Source organism: Hathewaya massiliensis, from assembly GCF_902143515.1.
GTDB classification, from domain to species: domain Bacteria; phylum Bacillota; class Clostridia; order Clostridiales; family Clostridiaceae; genus Hathewaya; species Hathewaya massiliensis.
Window position 1 is genome coordinate 128,990 of record NZ_CABFVD010000001.1, and the last position, 18,990, is coordinate 147,979.

An 18,990-nucleotide genomic window follows, 5' to 3' on the forward strand; every position below is an offset into this window, starting at 1 on the left:
AATTGAAATCTTTTAATATTATAACATGTTAATTATTATTTTTACAAGGGTAGCTGTTTACTCTTCTTCATAAAGCCTATGTTCTAATTTAAAATAGTGCTTAGAATCATCTCTTAAAAGTATACCTTTACCTGAGGTTATATTCATTATCTCTCTTTCTACTTCTTCTATTTTATCTAACTCTAAAAATAAAGTTAATATAACCTTATCTGAATATTCTATGTCTTCTATATGAATATTACTTTGAAGAAAACTATGCTGTACCTTTCCTAAAAGATCGTATTCTATTTCTATATTTACCTTAGCGCCTAAGACTTTTTCAACTATTTGTCCCTCTTTTACAGCTTCTGCTGCTGCTTTAGAATATGCCCTAGTAAGTCCTGAAGCTCCAAGTAAAATTCCTCCAAAATATCTTGTTACAACAATAACAGTATCAGTTAAATTATTCTTTTTAATAACTTCTAATACAGGGATCCCACCAGTTCCTTTAGGTTCTCCATCATCACTATACCTCTGTATACCCATGTTTTCACCTATAATATATGCATAAACATTGTGTCTTGCATCTTTATACTTTTCTTTAATTTCCTCTATAAAAGCCTTAGCCTCTTCTTCTGTATTAACCCTATTTACATGTCCTATAAAAGTAGACTTTTTTTCATCAAATTCTGATACTGCCCTATTTCTAATAGTATAATAACTCATGATTACCCCCCCTTAAACTTATTTTCTCCCTCTTACTTCTTCTATAGACTCTAAATAATTTTCACAAGCTTCCTTTAAATATTTTTTGTCTGTAGAATTTAAAATTTTCTTTACTTTTTCTACTCCCCTATTACTTTTTATTCTTTCAAGAGACTTAATGGCATATTGAATAACCTGGGAATTCTCATCTTCAAGTGCTCTTATTAAAGCACTTTCACCTTTTAAATTCTCAAACTTCCCTAAGGCTGATACCGAAAGCCTTCTTAAATTTATATTCTTATGAACAGAAGCCTTAAGTAATATACTTATGGCTCCTTCGTATTTTGCCTCACCTATTAACCATATAGATTTTTCCTTCTGCTTCCAATCCATATGATTGTATCTTTCAATTATGTAATGCATAAGTTTCTCTTTTAATATATTGTCCATAGAATCTAAAACTCTTATACGCTCTTCTTTTGCTACTGTGCAAAGATAATTAAATAACTCTTCTTCATTTTTTGCCTTAGATAAAATTCCAAATTTAATTTTACCACTTATAATATGAGATTGAATTTCTTCTCTTTCTAATTTTCTTATCTTTGCAATTGCATTTATAGACTTCCCTTCTAAAAATAAATAATATGATATTTCTTCTGAAGAAAATTCATCTGTATTGTTCCAATTAAAATCTAAAAAACCTTTTTTCAAAAATACTCACTCTCTTTATTTATTAGTTTTTAAAGCATCTTTTAATAACTCAGTTCCTTTTAAAATCTCTTCTCTTGTTAAATTAGAGAAACCAATTTTAAAATAAGGAAGACCTTCTGCATAATTTTTATAAAATAAGACCCCTGGAGTTATTATAAGATTTTTCTCTTTGCATTTATAAAATAAATCAACACAGTTAGTATTTTTTAACTTTAAATATAGACTAAGTCCACCCTTTGAAGGATAGAAGCTAAGTTCATCTTTAAAATTTGTATCTAAGATTTCAGTTAAAAAATTATAAGTTTCCTTATAATTTTCTCTTAAATCATCTATATGGGTTTTCCAATACCCTTTGTTTATATATAAATCTAAAGCCCTTTGCATTAGGCTTGATGTAGATATATCTGTGTTGATTTTACAGTTTATCACGTTTTCTAAAAACTTTTGTGGACACATTAAATATCCAAGTCTTATACCTGGAAGGAATATCTTAGAAAAACTTTTAATATAGATTACCCTCTCATGCTTATCTAGGCTTTTAAAACTATTATATCTTATTTCATCATCATATATAAGCTCAGACAAATAATCGTCCTCAATAATATAAAAGTCATATATATTAGCTAGATTTAATATTTTTTCTTTCTTTTCTAAGCTATAGGAAATACCTGTAGGATTTTGAAAATAACTCATAGTATAAAAACATTTTATTTTATTCTTTTTTAGTATTTTTTCAAATTCTTCTAAGTCTATACCGTCCTTTTCCATAGGTACTTCTAGGATATTAGCCCTTCTCCATTTAAATACAGAAAGTGCTCCATTATATGTAGGTTTTTCTACAATTACATTATCCTTAACATTAATTATTGCCTTAGATATTACATCTATTCCTTGTTGTGCTCCTGATATGATTAAAATCTCATCTGTTTCCTTTTCTCCATTCCAAAAAAAGTTATTTATACTTTCTCTAAGTCCCTCATAACCTAGGACTTCTTTATATATGAAAGCAGATGCTCCATCCCTATCTAAAACTTCATTTAAAACTTTTTTAAAGTTTTTTATAGGAAAGTAATTATTAAGAGTTTTTTCCCCTACAAAATCTATATATGACCTATTGTCCTTGTAGTTTATTTTTTTAATTGTATTAGAATAATCTTTTTTAAAATTAATTCCTGTATCCCTCTTTTTAACATAAGTTCCACTACCTATTTTTTGAACTGCATGCCCCTCTTCTTCTAATTTCTTATAGGCACTTATTATTGTATCCTTATTCACATTCAATAACTTGCTAAGTTCCCTTATAGAAGGCAATTTATCTCCATCTCCTAATTCCCCCTCTTCTATAAGTGTTTTTATATGTCTCTGAACTTGCAAATATTTAGGTTTTTGTCCCTTAAACTCCAATTCATATATATTCACCATAATCTCCTAATTATATATAGTATACATTTTCATGAATTAAAATTTCACCATTAAGACCTTTATAGCCTCTTCTGGCTTTATTTATTATTTTTAACTCATAAAGTTTTGTTAAAATTTCCTCCATATTTATATTATAATCCTTTAGACATAACCCTTCTCTAATTTCATTAGAACTAAGATGACACTCTTTCTGTTGTAGATATTGAATAACTATTGAGGCATAAAGTTTTATATCTGAACTTATTCTCTCTTCAACAAAATCTAAAAATTCCTGTATAGTAATACTTAAGTCATTTTTATCTTTAAAAAACTTATCTACTTGCTCACATAGTCTTTCATCTACACTTAATGCCATAGTTACTATGTCTCTATTTATAATATATCCAGAAAAATTTACAATTAACTTAGAATAATCTCTTAGTACAATATTACACAGAGTATAGGCATTATATATAGATTCCATATACAAATATTTTTTACATTCTGATATACTTTTTAATAGTTTACTTAGAAATGAAATATTCCATTTTTCTCTATGAAAATCACTATAAAATCTATCTTCATCATATAATTTATCTATATCCTTATCGATTGAATAAATTAATTTTGAAGAAGAAAACAGTCGGTGAATATGTTGTCCTTTATTATCTCCACTACAAAGTCTTATTAAGTCATTTTTACTTATAAGCCTTATGTGTACTGGTATATCATTGTAATCACTATATATATTTCTAATTTCCTTTTGTTCTTCGCTACTTATAACCATCATATCTATATCAGATTTTTCCCATATATCACCGTTTATTACAGAACCAAAAACTAAAATAGCAACTACTGAGTTTTTTTTCTTTAGTTCCTCTGTAGCTTTAGTAAAGGCCCCTTGATATTCTAAGATAGTTTTTGGCATTTAAATCCCTCCTGATTTTAAAGTTCATATTCTTTACATTTATTATAGGTTTCACTGTCTATTAGAGCTTTTATCTTTGTTCCATTTTCTTCATAAGATTCTTCTAATACTTTTCCATTTCTGTGTATAAAAGATACATACCATTGTTCAGTATATGGTATTAAAAAACTTATTTCTTTTAGTGTATTAGGCAGTGATTCACAAATAACCCCTAAAAGTAATTCTATATTTTCTCCACTTTTAGCTGATATAGAAACAGACTTATATTCATTTAAAAACTCTTTTAGACTCTCTAATTTTTCTTCTTCCAACTTATCAATTTTATTTAAAACTAAAATACATTCTTTTGGATTTACTCCTAATTCAGATAATACTTCTTCTACAGCTTCTATCTCCTCATAAAGCTTATGAGAAGATGCATCTACCACATGTAATAATAAATCTGAATTTACTACTTCTTCAAGAGTAGACTTAAAAGATTCCACCAAATCATGAGGAAGTTTTCTTATAAATCCTACTGTATCGGATATGGTAGAAACCCTTCCATCAGGTAGTAAAATAGCCCTAGTAGTTGTATCTAAGGTTGCAAAAAGCATGTTAGCTTCAAATACCTTTTCTTTATTTATATTCTCTTGTGCAGGAGTAATTTCACAAAGCTTATTTCTAAGGGTAGATTTTCCTGTATTGGTATAACCCACAAGAGAAATTTTAGGCAGATTTCCCCTTACCCTTTTTTCCCTTTGAACTACTCTTATATTTTTAATTTTTTCAAGTTCTCTTGAAAGTTCTGTTATTCTCTCACGTATTCTTCTTCTATCTATTTCAAGTTTCTTTTCTCCTGGTCCTTTAGTACCTATTCCTCCACCTGTTCTAGATAAAACCGTTCCAAGTCCTATTAACCTACTGCTTCTATATTTTAATTGGGCAAGTTCTACTTGAAGTTTTGCTTCCCTACTTCTAGCTCTTCTTGCAAAAATCTCTAGAATTAAAGTAGTTCTATCTATTACCTTTACTCCTAAATTGTCTTCTAAGTTTCTAACCTGAGCACCTGAAAGTTCCTCATCAAAGACCACCAGATTTCCTCTGCATGCTTGAAGAACCATTGATATTTCTTCAACTTTTCCACTACCAACAAAAAAAGCATTATCAGCTTTTGAACGTCTTTGGAATACTTTATATACACTCTCTAAATTACATGCTTTTGCTAATTCCTCTAATTCTTCAAGACTTTCTTCACTTTCTATACCTACTAATACAGCTCTTTCTCCTGTTTCCTCTTGTATTTCTGTTTCTTTAATTGCTTTTTCTATAAATTGAACCTTATCTAAAAATCTTATACTCATAACTTCACTTATTGTCATAGGTCCAAATTCTTCATGGCATAGGATGTCATCCTCTATATCACAATATCCTATATTAACCTTTTCTTCTTTATTTTCAGCAACTCCTATAGCCACAATGGCATCTAACTTTAGCTTTATTAATGCAGATATATCAATTGCAGAAAGTTTAGGATTACCATTAGGATGAGTGTGAATTATCCTAACACCTGAAAGCCTATTCTCCTTAATATCTATTAGAGGTAGGTCTACACTAGAACTATCTCCTAAGGATACAGAAATAACCTTTCCTTTTCTAGTTATAGCAACACTAATCTCTCTATTTAATTTTAAGGTAACTTCCTTTAATATATTTACCATTTCTTCTGTAAAAATAGTATCTTTAAATATGGTTAAATTATAAATTTCATCTAAGTTTTTTAGTGTACTCTCCTTTACCCCTTCAATATTTCCATAAATCATAAAATCATCTCCTTATCTTAAGGATTCCTAAAAAATATTAATAAAATACCTAATTTACAACTATTATTTAATTTTATACTATAATACAATTGTTGTAAATAGAATTTGGATTCTATGTATATAAGGTATTAGATAGCTTTATATTATAAATAATGCAAAATTCACATCCCATATGAGCCGAATTTCATTTATAATATGAAATTTTCACTTGAAATCACAAGGCTTATGAAGTATATTTAACTATATATAATGTAAAAATTAAATTTAGTCCATTTAAGTTATATACGAGGTTTAATATATATAAAAGGTGGGGTTCAATTGGAAGATAAAAAAATAAATGTACTCATAGGAAAAGATGAAATTGATATTAAGATAAGTGAGGTTGGAAAAACTATTTCTGAAGATTACAAGGGCAAAAACTTGTATGTTTTATCACTTTTAAGGGGAAGCTTTATTTTTACAGCAGACCTTGTTAGGGCCTTAGATCTTAAAACAAAAATAGGCTTCATGACTACTTCAAGTTATGGAAATTCTGAATCCTCCTCTGGCAATGTAAAAATTGTAAACGATGTTCCCGATAATATTGAGGGATGGGATGTTCTAATAGTTGATGATATTATGGACACTGGTATAACTATGGATTTTGTAGTTAATCATATTAAAAAACTAGGTGCTAAATCTGTTAAGACATGCGTTCTATTAGATAAGCCAGATAGAAGGAAAGTAAAACTTACTCCAGATTACTGTTGTTTTGAAATACCTGATGTGTTTGTAGTTGGATATGGATTAAATTATGGAGATTACTATAGAAATATTCCTTATATATTTAATTGGGAGGAAAAATAACAAGAGGGTAAAAATCCCTCTTATTATTTTTTATATCCTGATCCACTTAAATCTAGTTGTATTGAAGAATCCGGTATCTTTCCTACTATTATAGTCTCTGATATAGGCATCTCACTGTAAATTTCTGTGTCTATGGAATTTAAGGGTATTATAATTCTTACCTTTGTTTTAAACTTTACAAAGATTTTATGACTAGTTTGATTTATTCCTGCACTTTGAAATAGCGAAGAATAGGTCGTCTCTACATGACTTAAAGGTTCCATTTTTACAGTAATATCCGGTCCTAAATAGGACAATATATTATTTTTAGTTATGTATCCTAATGGAATTTTTATTCCTACAACTCCAATCTCATTTAATTTTTTTTGACTTTTTAATGAAATATCTGTAGCCATCCTATTTAACTTTAAAGTATCTGCTCTCATCATAACTATATTTCCTTGATCATCTTTTTCAATTTTAATTATATCGTCATATTTAAACCCTGATTCCATCTCTTCTAATATACAATTATTTATACTTTCAATAGCTTTAAGTTTTATTTCCGCTTCAGATACTGCTAAAACTGTAGGTGAAACTGTTTTATCAAAAGTATAGATAAATAATATAAAGAAAACTATTATACATATAATGTACAATATAAATTTATCTTTTTTTCTTAACTTCATAAAAACCTCCCAAAATTTAAAATCTTCTCCTATATTTTATTATTTAAATTTTTTATTATGTTATATAAAAGATTATTCTATTTAACTTTTAATAAAATCTCCTTTTATGATATAATAAGTTAATGATTTTAAATCACCTTAATATTAAGGAGGATAGTAGATGAGTCAAAGTAAAAAAACGATGAAAAAAACAAAACCTAAACATAAAAGAAAAATATTTAAAATAACCATATTAACTTTGCTTCTTATATGCCTAACAGTAGGAGTAATCGGAAGTGCTATTTTGCTTGGAATGGCTAAAACTGCACCAGAAATAGATGTTAATATGATAACTTCTCTTAATGAACCTACAAAATTTTATGACTATAAAGGAAAATTTATAGACGAATATTTAACAGTTGAAAAAAGGGATCCTGCAGAGTATAAAGAAATACCTGAAAATCTAAGAGATGCCTTTGTATCTATAGAAGATGAGAGATTCTTCAAACATAGTGGAATTGATTATAAACGATTGATAGGAGCAACCTTATCAAACGTTAAAAATGTTATTACTAGAAATAAAAATTTTCAAGGTGGTTCAACTATAACACAGCAGTTAATAAAACAAAGATACTTTTTAGAACAGTCACTGAATAATAGATTAAGTATACAAAGAAAAGTACAAGAAATGTATCTAGCTACAGAACTTGAAAAGAAACTCTCAAAAGAAAAAATCTTAGAGACATATATGAATACTATTCCGCTTGGTGGTACCGCCTATGGAATTAAGTCTGCTGCAAAACAATATTTTAATAAGGAACTTAAAGATTTAACCTTAACAGAATGTGCTTTTATTGCAAGTTGTGCACAAAGTCCATCTGTATCTTATAGTGCTGCTAAATATACTTTTGATAAAAAAGAAGTTCATAACTCTCCAAGAACTAAAGCAGTTCTTGGTAAAATGTTGCAAAATGGTTATATATCTAAAACTGAATATAATGAAGCAATAAAACCACAGTTAAAATATTCTTTCAATAATAAGACTAAAAATAAAATGAACTATGAATGGTTTTCAAGACCTGTAATAGAAGAAGTAATTAAGGATTTAAAATCAAAGTATAATTATTCAGATAATGAAGTTACCTCCCTTTTTGCTTATGGAGGGCTAAAAATCCACACCACAATGGATACTGAACTCCAAAATAAAGTTCAAAATATAATAAATGATGATATTAGTAAAGATAAATCTAGCTCATGGCAGTATATATTTCCTAGATATAACAACTTAAATCCTATTCAGACGAAGTTACAAGCTTCTGCAACCATAATGGATTATCGTACTGGAGAAGTTAGGGTAATTATAGGTGGTAGAGGAGATCAAGGTCCCCTTTCATATAATAGAGCTGCCTCCTCTAAATTCTTAAAAGCACCTGGATCTGCAATTAAACCTATAACAGTTTTTGCTCCGGCCATAGATAGCAAAATAGCTACTGCTGGAACTGTAATAGAAGATTCTCCTTTGCCTACGGAAATTGCTAAATCATATGGATCAAATGGCACTCCATATGAACCTAAAAATGCTAATAGAAGATTTGCGGGATATATGCCTTTAAGGCAAGCTTTGAAGGTATCCTCTAACTTAGTCTCAGTAAAATTAACCCATGAATTAGGATTAAATACCTCAGCTTTATATGGAGAAAAATTTGGACTTCAATTAGACGAAAAAGACAAAGGAAGTATAGCTGCACTTGCACTAGGACAATTAGATAGTGGTCAATTTAATGGAACTAATCCATTAACTATATCTGCAGCCTATGGAGTTTTTGGAAATAACGGTAAACTGGCTAAACCTAGAATATACTCAAAAGTATTTGATAGAACTGGTAGGATTCTATTGGAAACCAAAACAGAAAGTAATAATGTTGTTTCTCCACAAACTGCTTATATTATGTATGATTTACTTAAAGGTCCAGTGTCTCCTGGTGGAACAGGTTCAGCTGCAAGATTTGGAGATATTGATGTAAGAGGTAAGACAGGAACTTCATCCTATAATACAGATCTTTGGTTTGCAGGATTAACACCTTACTATTCTGCAGCTGTATGGGTTGGAAATGATGATAAGTCTAAAATTGAAGGCGGCATGTATAGTTCAAATGTAGCTAAACTTTGGGGACTTATAATGAATGAAGCCCACAAAGGTTTACAAAATAAAACTCTACCTAAGCCTGATAATATTAATGAAGTAGAAATTTCTATGGATTCTGGTACCCTTCCTACAGAACTTACTCGTAAAGACCCTCGTGGTTCTAGAGTTTATAATGAATTATTTATTGCAGGTACTGAACCAACTACTTATGATAATATACATGTAATAGCTAAAGTTGTAAAACAAGCTAATGGAGCTTATGCTTTGGCATCTCCTAATAGTGATCCAAGAAGAGTCGAGGAAAGAGTCTTTATACGAAGAGACTACTCACCTTCTGTTTCTTTAGCAGATCAAATTTACGTTTTGCCTAAGGATTATGATAATAGTAGTTTTCAAGTTATAGAGGAGCAAACTAAAGATAAGGATAAAGACAAGGATAAAAATAAAGATAAAGATAAAGATAAAAATAAGGATAAGAATAAAGATAAAAATAAGGATAAAGATAATTTAATTGATAACAATAACAACAATAATACCACAGAAACTACAGATCAAGGAACAACTAGCCCTGTAGGACAAGAATAAAATACAAGATAGTGTAAAATAATTTGCATTGTGATAGGAATATTACTAGTCTTATAAATTTTATAATTAGGGGCATAGCTAAGTCTAATTAGACTACCTATGCCCCTAATTTAATTTTTAGTTTTAGGTTCAAAAATTACTGCCATTAAATATCCAAATACAATAGCTGCTGCAATACCTCCAGCTGTTCCTTTTATTCCACCAGTAAATACACCTAAAAGTCCATTTTTCTCTACTTCCTTTATTACACCTTTAGCTAAACTATTTCCAAAGCCCGGTAAAGGCACCGTAGCTCCAGCACCACCAATAGCTACAACTTTATCATATATGCCAAAGGCTCCTAGTATTACACCTAATGTAACAAAAGTTACTAATATTCTAGCTGGTGTAAGTTTCGTTGTATCCATTAGAATTTGTGCTATTACACATATTATTCCTCCTACTATGAATGCCATAATATAATTCATTACTTTCCTCCTCCAATCTCAATTGCTACTGCATGAGCTATTCCAGGTATACTTTCTCCTTGAAGAGAGGATGTAGGACTAAGTAATGCCCCTGTTGACACTAATAATACCCTTTTTATTTTTCTCATAATCATGTTTTTATAAATATATCCTGTGGTTACTACAGCTGAACATCCACATCCACTTCCACCACATTGAACATTTTGTTTTTCACAATCATAAATCTCAACACCACAATCTTTATATACTTTACTTATATTATGTCCATACTGCATTAATAACTTTTCAGTTAATTCCTTTCCAAAACTGCCTAAATCCCCTGTTAAAATCACATCATAATCTGAAGCTTTTCTACTAGTATCTTCAAGATGTTGCTTAATTGTATCCACTGCAGCAGGTGCCATAGCTGCTCCCATGTTATTAGGATCTGTTTCACCATAATCCTTTACTTTACCTATGGTTACATGAGTTACATATGGATAATCTCCATTTTTTCCAAGTACCATAGCACCAGATCCTGTAACTGTTCTTTGTGAAGTTGGGGATTTTTGTGAACCATATTCTAATGGAGTTCTAAATTGTCTTTCCGCACTAGAAAAATGAGAGGAAGTTGCAGCAACAACATTTTTAGCAAAATCTCCATCCATAAGCATAGCTCCCATGCTTAATGAAAGAGCCATAGTTGAACAAGCACCATATAGTCCTATAAAGGGAATATCTATATCCCTTATAGCAAAATTTGAAGCTGTAAGTTGATTTAAAAGGTCTCCTGCCAATACAAAATCTATATCAGGATCTTTTAAATTTGCTCTTTTTATAGCTTCTTCAACAGCCACGTAAAGAAGACTACTTTCTGCCTTTTCAAAGGTATCTTGACCATTTAAATCATCTTGTATTATTCTATCAAAATAATCTTTTAAAGGTCCTTGCCCTTCTATGGGACCTACTATATTATAAGTAGAAATAATCCTAGGTTTACTCTCTATAAGTAAGGTCTGTTTACCAATTTTCTTAGACAATGCTATCACCTCATAAACTTTTTAATTTCGGGCTTTGTTAGACATTTTTGTTCATATTATTATTACGTAATCACATATAACACAGCCTAACTTTTTATAAAATGAAAAAGTAATAGATAAGCCCTACAATTACAGAACTACCTACACCATATACAAGTACAGGGCCTGCTATAGTAAACATCTTTGCAGCAACTCCAAATACAAAACCTTCTTTCTTAAACTCCATAGCAGGAGATACAATAGCATTGGAGAATCCTGTTATAGGTACTACTGTTCCTGCGCCAGCATATTCAGCAATTTTATCATATATTCCTATACCTGTTAAAAAAGCTCCTAAAAACACCATGGTAATTGCAACAAAAGCACCTGCATCATCTTTACTAAAACCAAAGCCTAGGTATATGTTATTAAACATTTCACCTATGGTACAAATAAAACCCCCTACCCAAAATGCTCTTATACAATGTAATACAATAGGAGGCTTAGGTCTATTTTCTTCATTTATTTTCTGAAACTCTTCTCTTAACTTTTTATCTCTTAATTCTTCCTTTTTATTATTATCTTTTTTCTTCAATAGCTTCCTGATAATAAATCAGGTTTTCACCTACCTTCCTTAATAAATTCTCTAAAATCTAAGCTTAGTTTTTGCAAAAAACTTTTTTTTACTCTATTTTTTATAGAAATTATGAAAATAAAAGAACACTTTATGTTTTTTATCATAAACATAAAGTGTTCTCATTTTGATATCTGTAAATTTATGTCATAATTATTATCCACTTAATTTCTCCCGCATTTGCTCCAATACTTTCTTTTCAATTCTAGATACTTGTACTTGGCTTATTCCCAAAACTTTTGCCACTTGTACTTGAGTCTTATCTTTAAAATATCTTAAAATTATTACTTGTCTAGACTTATAATCTAAGGTGCTTAAAAGTTCCTTTAAAGCTATTCTATCAATTAAATCATCACTTTCTTCATAGTTATCACTTAATTTATCTATTAAAAGAACAGGTGCACCATCTTCTTGATGTATAGTATCGTATAAATACTGTGGGCCTGAAACAGATTCTAAAGCAAAAATTATATCTTCCTTTTCTATATTAGAAAACTTAGAAAGTTCTTCTATAGTAGGCTCTCTTCCCAATTTACTTATTAAATTCTCTCTATCATAATGTAATTGTTTTGCCGTATTTTTAACACTTCTACTAACCTTAATTATGCCATCATCTCTTAAAAACCTTTTAATCTCTCCCATTATCATTGGCACTGCATAGGTTGAAAATTTTACATTAAACTTAGAATCAAAGTTATTTACAGCCTTAACTAACCCTATACATCCTATTTGAAATAAATCTTCGTATTCATAACCTCTATTTAAAAACTTTTTACATATAGATGCTACTAATGGAAAGTTTAATTCACTTATTTGATTTAAGGCTAATTTATCACCACTTTTAGCTCTTTCAATTAATTCTAGGTTATCTTCATAACTAAGATTTTTTAAGTTACCATTGTTATCCATTACACCCACCTAACTTACTGATTTAAATATTTTTTTAAGAATAATAGTTGTTCCTTCACTTTTATTAGATACAACTTCCATCTTGTCCATGAAGGTTTCCATTACTGTAAATCCCATGCCTGAACGCTCTAAATCGGGTCTTGAAGTGTATAAAGGTTGAACAGCAAGATCTATATTTTCTATACCTTTTCCACTATCTGAAATGCTAACTGTCAGTTCATTTCCCTCAATTAAAGCTTCAATTTTAATTAATCCTTCTTCATCACCATATCCATGTATAATAGAATTAGTAACAGCCTCTGATATTGCTGTCTTTACATCAGAAAGTTCTTCAATGGTAGGGTCTAATTGAGATACAAAAGCGGCAACAGTAACCCTTGCAAAACTTTCGTTTTGTGATTTGCTTAAGAACTCTAGTTTCATCATATTCTTATACATTTTTATCCCCCCCACTACATGTGTTCTAAAGCATCTTCTAATTTATTGTAGCTTTGAATTATCTTGTACATTCCAGACAATTCAAAAACTTTGTTCACAGGGTTATTTACCCTTACTACTGCTATACTTCCTTTTTTCATATTAAGTCTTTTATATCTTCCTATAACAACCCCTATACCTGAACTGTCCATAAATGTAACCTTATTAAAATCTAAAATAAGTTTTTTAATATTATTTCTATCAAGTCTGTCATCAATTTTATTCCTAACCTCTTCAGCACTATGATGATCTAACTCTCCACTCATATGTACCACTAATTTATCATCAATGTTTTGGAATTCTAAAAACATTTTTATCCCCCTTATCTAAAGATTATATTACAATTATAACACTAATTTCCATATAAATCCACTACTTTTTATTATTTTTAAATATTAACAAAACTAAATATAATTTCCTTTTCACTTTCACTAATTGAAAAATATCTAAAAAGCCCTTCTTCATCCATAATAGTAAAATCTTTAGGTGGTATTAATATTTCCATTAGGGTATTGGGATAATATTCATATAAATTTTCCCCTAACTTTTTAGCAAAGGTTTTAAAATAGAATTCATATAGTGGAGAGTTTAAAACTTTTAAAATAAAATCATAATCATATTCACATTCTTCTTTTAAGATTAAAGCATATACATCAGCACTAAAATAACTTCCTTTATCCAAGGCAAACCTATTATTTTTAGACTTATATGGAAATACAATTTTATGTTTTTCAAATATACTGCAGTCTCTTCCCCACTGCAATTCATACCATTTCCTATACCCCTTTAGTACTTCTCTACGATTCTTTAGCCTTTCTTTTTCAGTACTTATATATTTTATGGCATTGGGATATTCTTTTTCTTCACTTATAAGATTAGAGTATATAATATACTTATCTTCTCTTAAAACATTGTATTTATCTATATTAGTACTTTTAATCCATGGTCTTATAATATCCCTCTCTATAAAATTCTCTTTAGTCTCTTCTGTATTTAAAATAAAAGCCTTATCACATCCTGTTATAACTCCCTGATAACTATTACAAATATCTTTTAATCTTAAACTTGATTTTTTTTCTATTTTTCTTACTATATTTCTTTCTTCCTTAGTTAAAAGACACCAAGAATCCCCTCCTAAGTCCTCATTAGAAATAAAAAAAACTTTACCATACCTATTATCATGAAAGTATTTTAAAAAACTCTTATTATAAACTTTAGACATTGGTTTAACTACCTTAATATTTTCTATATTTTCAGTAGTTAAAAATATTATACAAGGATCTACACCAACATTCTTAAATGGTCTTACACCATAGAAATCAATAATTTCCCTTATACTAATATTTCCTCTTATATATTCTCTTAAATTTATGGCACTTTTACTTTCTAAGAAGTATCTTGAAGTTATAAAACTTATTTTTCCTTTAATATTTAAAGTGTCTATGGACTTCTTAAAAAAACAAAAATGTATGTCACTCTTATCTTTATATACTTCTTTATACATAGTTCTTATGTTTTCCACATATTTTTTTTCTACATCTTTATGACCTATGTAAGGAGGGTTTCCAATATAACAATCTACCTTTTCACAAGGTTCAACTAGAAAATCTTTTAAAATAATGTTTTCATTATAAATACCTGATTCCCTAAAAAGTTTTATTTTAGTAATTTGAATCGCAGTTTTGTCTATGTCATATCCAAAAATATTGTTTTTAACTATGTGATCCTCTATCATATCTATAGTTAAATTCATATTATTTTTTTTATTTATAAATTCCATATTTTCTAAGTAAATCTCTTTTAAGTAATGAAAAAGTGGCACTAAAATGTTACCAACTCCACAAGAAGGATCACATATCTTAATAAAGGGATTTTCTATAACATCTTTAGCCTCTACGGTTCTTCTTATAAGATAATTTGATATTTCCTCGGGTGTATATACTATTCCTTTTATTTTTTTATCTGCATTCAAAATTTTACTGAAATAAAACTCTCCTATATCTTTCTTTATACCAAAACCCTCCATAAATTTATGTAAAGCTACATCTTTATACGTTTTATCTAATTTTAATATTTCATCTAACTCTCCTATAGCTTCTATGAAATAGTTCATATCTTTTCATACTCCTTATGTACACTTATTCATTTTAAAATAATACTATAAAAATAAAACTAATTCTACTAGATAACAAAAAACATAAAAAGTAAGGTTACTTTCAAATATCACCTTACCTTTATCTTTATCCAGGGACGTAGCCGCTCTTTTCTCCCACTTTGAAGAAAAGCAGAGGGTCCAAATCTTCGATTTGGTAGAAATAACTTTCACAGAGTCCGATAGGAGTATTGGAACGGCTAGTCATCAGATAAATTATTAAAACAATGTTACTAACATGTATAGTAAATGCGCCGAAACTCCAGCTGCAAGCCCACCTACAGTATGACTTAGGATTGCTTTTCCTGTAAGTTTTCTAAACTTTAAACTGTCCATCATAGCAACGTGTGTACTTAAATATCCACTCCAACACATTCCCATAGCAGTAAACACAGCTATTTCATTTCCCCCAATTAAATTTTGCTCTAAAAATTGAGGTACAAGACTCATTGCAGCACCTACAGCACCTAAAGATGTTATAGGAAATGCAATAGCTTCTGAACTTTTAAATCCAAATAAAGGATTAATTATAAATTGTAACTTATCTCCTATCCAAGGGAAAAATCTTACTCCTTCATAAGCAGCACCTGTATATTCTCCACTTGGTGAAGGTCCTTTTGTTAACATTAAAACTAAGGTACAGATTATAACAACTCCTGGTATTATAGACATACCAAGTTCCACTCCAGATTTTCCACCTTCTAATACAGATTCTAGAAGTCTAGCTCCAACACTGCCTTCTCTTACTTCTCTGTATTTTATAGTATCTATTCCTGTATCATCACTTTCAAAGGCCGGTTCTTCGGTTCCAAACTCTTTTTTAGTTGTTCTTAACATTAATCTAACACTAACTATACTACCAATTATGGCACCTATATTCCCCATTAAGGCTGCAACTATAAAGTTTTCTCCATTAGGACTCTTTTGAGCAATCATAAAGGTTGTAAGTACTAATCCCATTCCAAAGCCTGTACCTAAATTAGTTAATGCAGGAACTTGGTACTTCTTAAAGTATCTTAAAAACACTTTATTATGGGCCAAGGTTATTATTGCAGGATTATCAGATAAATAAGTTGTAAGAATTCCAAGTGCTGCAACACCAGGTAAATCAAATAGCGGTTTCATTAATGGTGATAAAATCCTGTTAACGATTGATATTACTCCGAATTCTGAAAAAATTGATGCAACCGCCCCTGCTATAACTGCAATTGCCATTATGAAAAATACTGTATTAAGTATTAAGTCATGACCTGTTTTCATAAGGGTATTAAACATATTTACAACACCCATTTTACTGCCTAAAAAAATAAAGAAACCAAAAAAGAAAATGATACATAAAAACCCTTCTAGACCTACTGCCTTTTTATATTTTTTATTCTCCATAATTACGGATCCCCCACATATTGTATTTTTCTAAAGTGCTGCTAACTTTCTTTTGTTAATTTTATTAATTATATAATTACATTCTTTCTTCTACAATTCTAATTATTTCTGCTTTTTTCGGTGTAACTAAACTTTCTATTTTAGAGCACTTTTCTAAAATCAAATTTTTAAATTCTTGATCTTTTATGCCTTTAAGATTAATTTTAATATTAATAATTGAGCTCTCTAAGGCTGCATGTAACATAATAACAGCTGCAGCTGCATCAGATATAACTCCTTTGCTACCATACTTTGCTGCAGTTAAAATATATTCGTATAAAACTTCACTTTTTTCTAAAGTTTTTAAAGGTATTTGTAACGCCTCTTTAAATCCTTCTTCTAATTTATCATTTCTTATTTTCTTTTCTTCTTCTGTATCCTTTGGTAATTTAAATATTTCTATAAACTTCCCAAAGACTTCTGCATCCTTGTTCATTAATTCCATGAACTCATCTTTTAGTTTCATACTATTACTGTAGTGTTCATCCACTAAGTTTTTTTCTGCTTCAGGTAATTCCTTGTAAATTTTTTTGTCCACTGTTAAGCTAAAGACCATACAATTTAAAGCACTACCTAAGGCAGCACACAATCCTGCTACACTCCCCCCTCCCGGAGTTGGTTCACTAGAACCTAATTGATCTACATATTCCCTTACCGTTTTAGTTTCAAGCATATTCTTACCTCCTTAAGCTTTTATTCATATTTAATATAACACATTAAAGGAAATTTTTATATGAAAACTTAAGGTCTTTAAAGCCCCCTTACAATCCTGCTCAATATATATAATAATCGTTATAATCTAAATTTTCAATATAGTAACGAAATTTATTTAGAATACTCATTAAAATTCATATAATAATCTAAAACATAAAAAAACTAGGATTTATATTCTCTCCTAGTTTTTATACTTTAAATAACATTTTTAGTGTTTTCTTAAATAATAAATTTATTATTGCTTAAATACTTTACTCTTTAAATAATCCAATTAATTTATCTGTAACCTTATCAATATGAAACTCATCCCTTACTCTTTTTTCACCATTTTCTATTAATGTAGCTCTATAAGAATCATCTGTTATAATCTTCTCAATAGCTTCTGCTAAAGCTTTATAATTCTTTTGATTTATATTAATACCAGTTGTTCCATCTACTAATTCTGAAATTCCTCCAGTATTTGTTGAAATAACTGGAATTCTTGCTGCCATAGCCTCCATTAAAGATACTGGAATTCCTTCTTTATCTCCATCTGAGGCCACTATACTAGGTAAAATAAAGCAATCAATATCACCACTATAATACTTCTTCAATAAGGAATCATGAGCTATCTTTCCACCAAATATAATTTTATCATCTAAATTATATTCACTTATTTTTTCCTTTAATTCATTTTCTAATGGCCCGTCACCATAAAGAAAGGTTTTAAATTCATGCCCATTGTTACGAACCTCATTTAAAGCCTGTATTAAATATATATGCCCTTTTTTCTCCACAAAATTGGCAGCTGTAACTATAGTAAATTCTTTATTTTTTCTATTGTGATTTTCTGTTCTACATATATCTTTTATATCTACCCCTACATGTACCTTTATACATTTATGCCCATATTTCTCTCCTATTAAATCTATAACCTCCCTGTATCCAGGTTCATCTATAACTCTAATAAACTTTGCATTTCTAGCCTTAGGGATTAACATATTATTTTCTGCTATATCCCACCTATGAGAAGTAATGCTAAAAGGAATATTTGATATTTTTGAAGCTATATACCCCATAGTAGATGATGTAGATATCCAGTGACAATGAATATGTTCTACACCACTTTCTTTTAACTGCTCTGATATGTATAGGCCTTTCGGTAATACTGCTAAATTCTTTATTATTTTTTTAAACCCATTAGAATATATAAATATATCCCTAACTAAAGTTAAAACCTTAAGAGGATTTATAATAAAAACCTTTAAACTTTTTAAAAATATTTTTAAGTTTAAAACATCATATCTTAGAGTAATATTTTTCATTTCCTCAGCTTCTTTTCCTAAGGCCAAATCTTTTTCTGGTCTTACAGGAATTATTATTACTCCATGTCCTTTTTTCCTAATAAACCTGATTTCAGGTAATATAAATTGTTCTCCTTTACCATATGGAGTTTGAGAAGTTATGTAGCATATTTTCATTATGATA

Annotated in this window: 18 protein-coding genes; 2 read left to right on the forward strand and 16 right to left on the reverse strand. The window is 29.2% G+C overall.

Annotated elements, in window-relative coordinates; all coding sequences use genetic code 11:
- Positions 1-57: 57 nt before the first annotated feature.
- The 5 genes from FNZ64_RS00640 to hflX are packed head-to-tail and all read right to left on the reverse strand — an operon-like array spanning position 58 to position 5,526.
- Positions 58-705, reverse strand: a complete 648-nt coding sequence (locus FNZ64_RS00640; protein ID WP_142412949.1) for a YigZ family protein — start codon at positions 703-705, stop codon at positions 58-60.
- Between the two features lie 18 nt (positions 706-723).
- Positions 724-1,395, reverse strand: a complete 672-nt coding sequence (locus FNZ64_RS00645; protein WP_142412950.1) for a HEAT repeat domain-containing protein — start codon at positions 1,393-1,395, stop codon at positions 724-726.
- A gap of 15 nt (positions 1,396-1,410) precedes the next feature.
- The gene (gene pdxR, locus FNZ64_RS00650; protein WP_142412951.1) at positions 1,411-2,817 is read right to left on the reverse strand and encodes a MocR-like pyridoxine biosynthesis transcription factor PdxR; all 1,407 of its coding nucleotides are present in this window, start codon (positions 2,815-2,817) and stop codon (positions 1,411-1,413) included.
- Between the two features lie 10 nt (positions 2,818-2,827).
- Positions 2,828-3,724: a nucleotidyltransferase domain-containing protein gene (locus FNZ64_RS00655; protein ID WP_142412952.1), complete on the reverse strand. Its 897-nt coding sequence runs from the start codon at positions 3,722-3,724 to the stop codon at positions 2,828-2,830.
- A gap of 17 nt (positions 3,725-3,741) precedes the next feature.
- Positions 3,742-5,526, reverse strand: coding sequence for a GTPase HflX (hflX, locus tag FNZ64_RS00660; protein ID WP_142412953.1), 1,785 nt, complete (start codon positions 5,524-5,526; stop codon positions 3,742-3,744).
- Positions 5,527-5,844: 318 nt separating this feature from the next.
- Here hflX and hpt point away from each other — a divergent pair, with 318 nt between their 5' ends.
- Positions 5,845-6,372, forward strand: coding sequence for a hypoxanthine phosphoribosyltransferase (gene hpt / locus FNZ64_RS00665; RefSeq protein ID WP_142412954.1), 528 nt, complete (start codon positions 5,845-5,847; stop codon positions 6,370-6,372).
- 23 nt (positions 6,373-6,395) lie between these two features.
- On the opposite strand, the gene yunB is transcribed toward hpt, so the two are convergent.
- Positions 6,396-7,040, reverse strand: coding sequence for a sporulation protein YunB (yunB, locus tag FNZ64_RS00670; protein ID WP_142412955.1), 645 nt, complete (start codon positions 7,038-7,040; stop codon positions 6,396-6,398).
- 160 nt (positions 7,041-7,200) lie between these two features.
- On the opposite strand from yunB, the gene FNZ64_RS00675 reads away from it, so the two are divergent.
- Positions 7,201-9,750: a transglycosylase domain-containing protein gene (locus FNZ64_RS00675; RefSeq protein WP_142412956.1), complete on the forward strand. Its 2,550-nt coding sequence runs from the start codon at positions 7,201-7,203 to the stop codon at positions 9,748-9,750.
- 110 nt (positions 9,751-9,860) lie between these two features.
- Here the strand turns inward: FNZ64_RS00675 and spoVAE are convergent, their stop codons facing one another.
- From spoVAE to FNZ64_RS00730, 10 genes are all read right to left on the reverse strand, one after another.
- Entirely contained in the window at positions 9,861-10,217 is a 357-nt protein-coding gene (gene spoVAE / locus FNZ64_RS00680; protein WP_142412957.1) for a stage V sporulation protein AE, read from the reverse strand.
- Complete coding sequence (gene spoVAD / locus FNZ64_RS00685; protein WP_142412958.1) at positions 10,217-11,236, reverse strand: stage V sporulation protein AD; 1,020 nt, start codon at positions 11,234-11,236, stop codon at positions 10,217-10,219. The genes spoVAE and spoVAD overlap by 1 nt, the downstream gene beginning before the upstream one ends.
- 94 nt (positions 11,237-11,330) lie before the next feature.
- The gene (gene spoVAC, locus FNZ64_RS00690; RefSeq protein WP_142412959.1) at positions 11,331-11,810 is read right to left on the reverse strand and encodes a stage V sporulation protein AC; all 480 of its coding nucleotides are present in this window, start codon (positions 11,808-11,810) and stop codon (positions 11,331-11,333) included.
- Positions 11,811-12,005: 195 nt separating this feature from the next.
- On the reverse strand, positions 12,006-12,758 hold the full coding sequence (gene sigF / locus FNZ64_RS00695; RefSeq protein ID WP_142412960.1) for an RNA polymerase sporulation sigma factor SigF: 753 nt from the start codon (positions 12,756-12,758) through the stop codon (positions 12,006-12,008).
- 9 nt (positions 12,759-12,767) lie between these two features.
- Positions 12,768-13,196 (reverse strand): anti-sigma F factor, encoded by a 429-nt coding sequence (gene spoIIAB, locus FNZ64_RS00700; RefSeq protein WP_142412961.1) that lies wholly within the window; start codon positions 13,194-13,196, stop codon positions 12,768-12,770.
- Between the two features lie 14 nt (positions 13,197-13,210).
- Positions 13,211-13,546: an anti-sigma F factor antagonist gene (spoIIAA, locus tag FNZ64_RS00705; RefSeq protein WP_142412962.1), complete on the reverse strand. Its 336-nt coding sequence runs from the start codon at positions 13,544-13,546 to the stop codon at positions 13,211-13,213.
- A 77-nt stretch (positions 13,547-13,623) separates the two neighbouring features.
- Positions 13,624-15,348 carry an Eco57I restriction-modification methylase domain-containing protein gene (locus FNZ64_RS00710; RefSeq protein WP_142412963.1) on the reverse strand — a complete coding sequence of 575 codons (1,725 nt, stop codon included), beginning with the start codon at positions 15,346-15,348 and terminating at the stop codon, positions 13,624-13,626.
- A gap of 258 nt (positions 15,349-15,606) precedes the next feature.
- On the reverse strand, positions 15,607-16,770 hold the full coding sequence (locus FNZ64_RS00720) for a CD0519/CD1768 family membrane protein (RefSeq protein ID WP_185903633.1): 1,164 nt from the start codon (positions 16,768-16,770) through the stop codon (positions 15,607-15,609).
- A 76-nt stretch (positions 16,771-16,846) separates the two neighbouring features.
- The gene (locus FNZ64_RS00725; protein WP_142412966.1) at positions 16,847-17,482 is read right to left on the reverse strand and encodes a cyclodeaminase/cyclohydrolase family protein; all 636 of its coding nucleotides are present in this window, start codon (positions 17,480-17,482) and stop codon (positions 16,847-16,849) included.
- A 292-nt stretch (positions 17,483-17,774) separates the two neighbouring features.
- Positions 17,775-18,983 carry a glycosyltransferase family 4 protein gene (locus tag FNZ64_RS00730; protein WP_142412967.1) on the reverse strand — a complete coding sequence of 403 codons (1,209 nt, stop codon included), beginning with the start codon at positions 18,981-18,983 and terminating at the stop codon, positions 17,775-17,777.
- Positions 18,984-18,990 lie beyond the last annotated feature (7 nt).

Coding starts and splice junctions, on each gene's coding strand:
- yunB (WP_142412955.1), bottom strand. CDS start 7,040: ATGAAGTTAAGAAAAAAAGATAAATTTATATTGTACATTATATGTATA.
- FNZ64_RS00710 (WP_142412963.1), bottom strand. CDS start 15,348: ATGAACTATTTCATAGAAGCTATAGGAGAGTTAGATGAAATATTAAAA.
- spoVAE (WP_142412957.1), bottom strand. CDS start 10,217: ATGAATTATATTATGGCATTCATAGTAGGAGGAATAATATGTGTAATA.
- FNZ64_RS00655 (WP_142412952.1), bottom strand. CDS start 3,724: ATGCCAAAAACTATCTTAGAATATCAAGGGGCCTTTACTAAAGCTACA.
- pdxR (WP_142412951.1), bottom strand. CDS start 2,817: ATGGTGAATATATATGAATTGGAGTTTAAGGGACAAAAACCTAAATAT.
- FNZ64_RS00675 (WP_142412956.1), top strand. CDS start 7,201: ATGAGTCAAAGTAAAAAAACGATGAAAAAAACAAAACCTAAACATAAA.
- sigF (WP_142412960.1), bottom strand. CDS start 12,758: ATGGATAACAATGGTAACTTAAAAAATCTTAGTTATGAAGATAACCTA.
- FNZ64_RS00725 (WP_142412966.1), bottom strand. CDS start 17,482: ATGCTTGAAACTAAAACGGTAAGGGAATATGTAGATCAATTAGGTTCT.
- spoIIAA (WP_142412962.1), bottom strand. CDS start 13,546: ATGTTTTTAGAATTCCAAAACATTGATGATAAATTAGTGGTACATATG.
- hflX (WP_142412953.1), bottom strand. CDS start 5,526: ATGATTTATGGAAATATTGAAGGGGTAAAGGAGAGTACACTAAAAAAC.
- spoIIAB (WP_142412961.1), bottom strand. CDS start 13,196: ATGTATAAGAATATGATGAAACTAGAGTTCTTAAGCAAATCACAAAAC.
- FNZ64_RS00730 (WP_142412967.1), bottom strand. CDS start 18,983: ATGAAAATATGCTACATAACTTCTCAAACTCCATATGGTAAAGGAGAA.
- FNZ64_RS00720 (WP_185903633.1), bottom strand. CDS start 16,770: ATGGAGAATAAAAAATATAAAAAGGCAGTAGGTCTAGAAGGGTTTTTA.
- FNZ64_RS00640 (WP_142412949.1), bottom strand. CDS start 705: ATGAGTTATTATACTATTAGAAATAGGGCAGTATCAGAATTTGATGAA.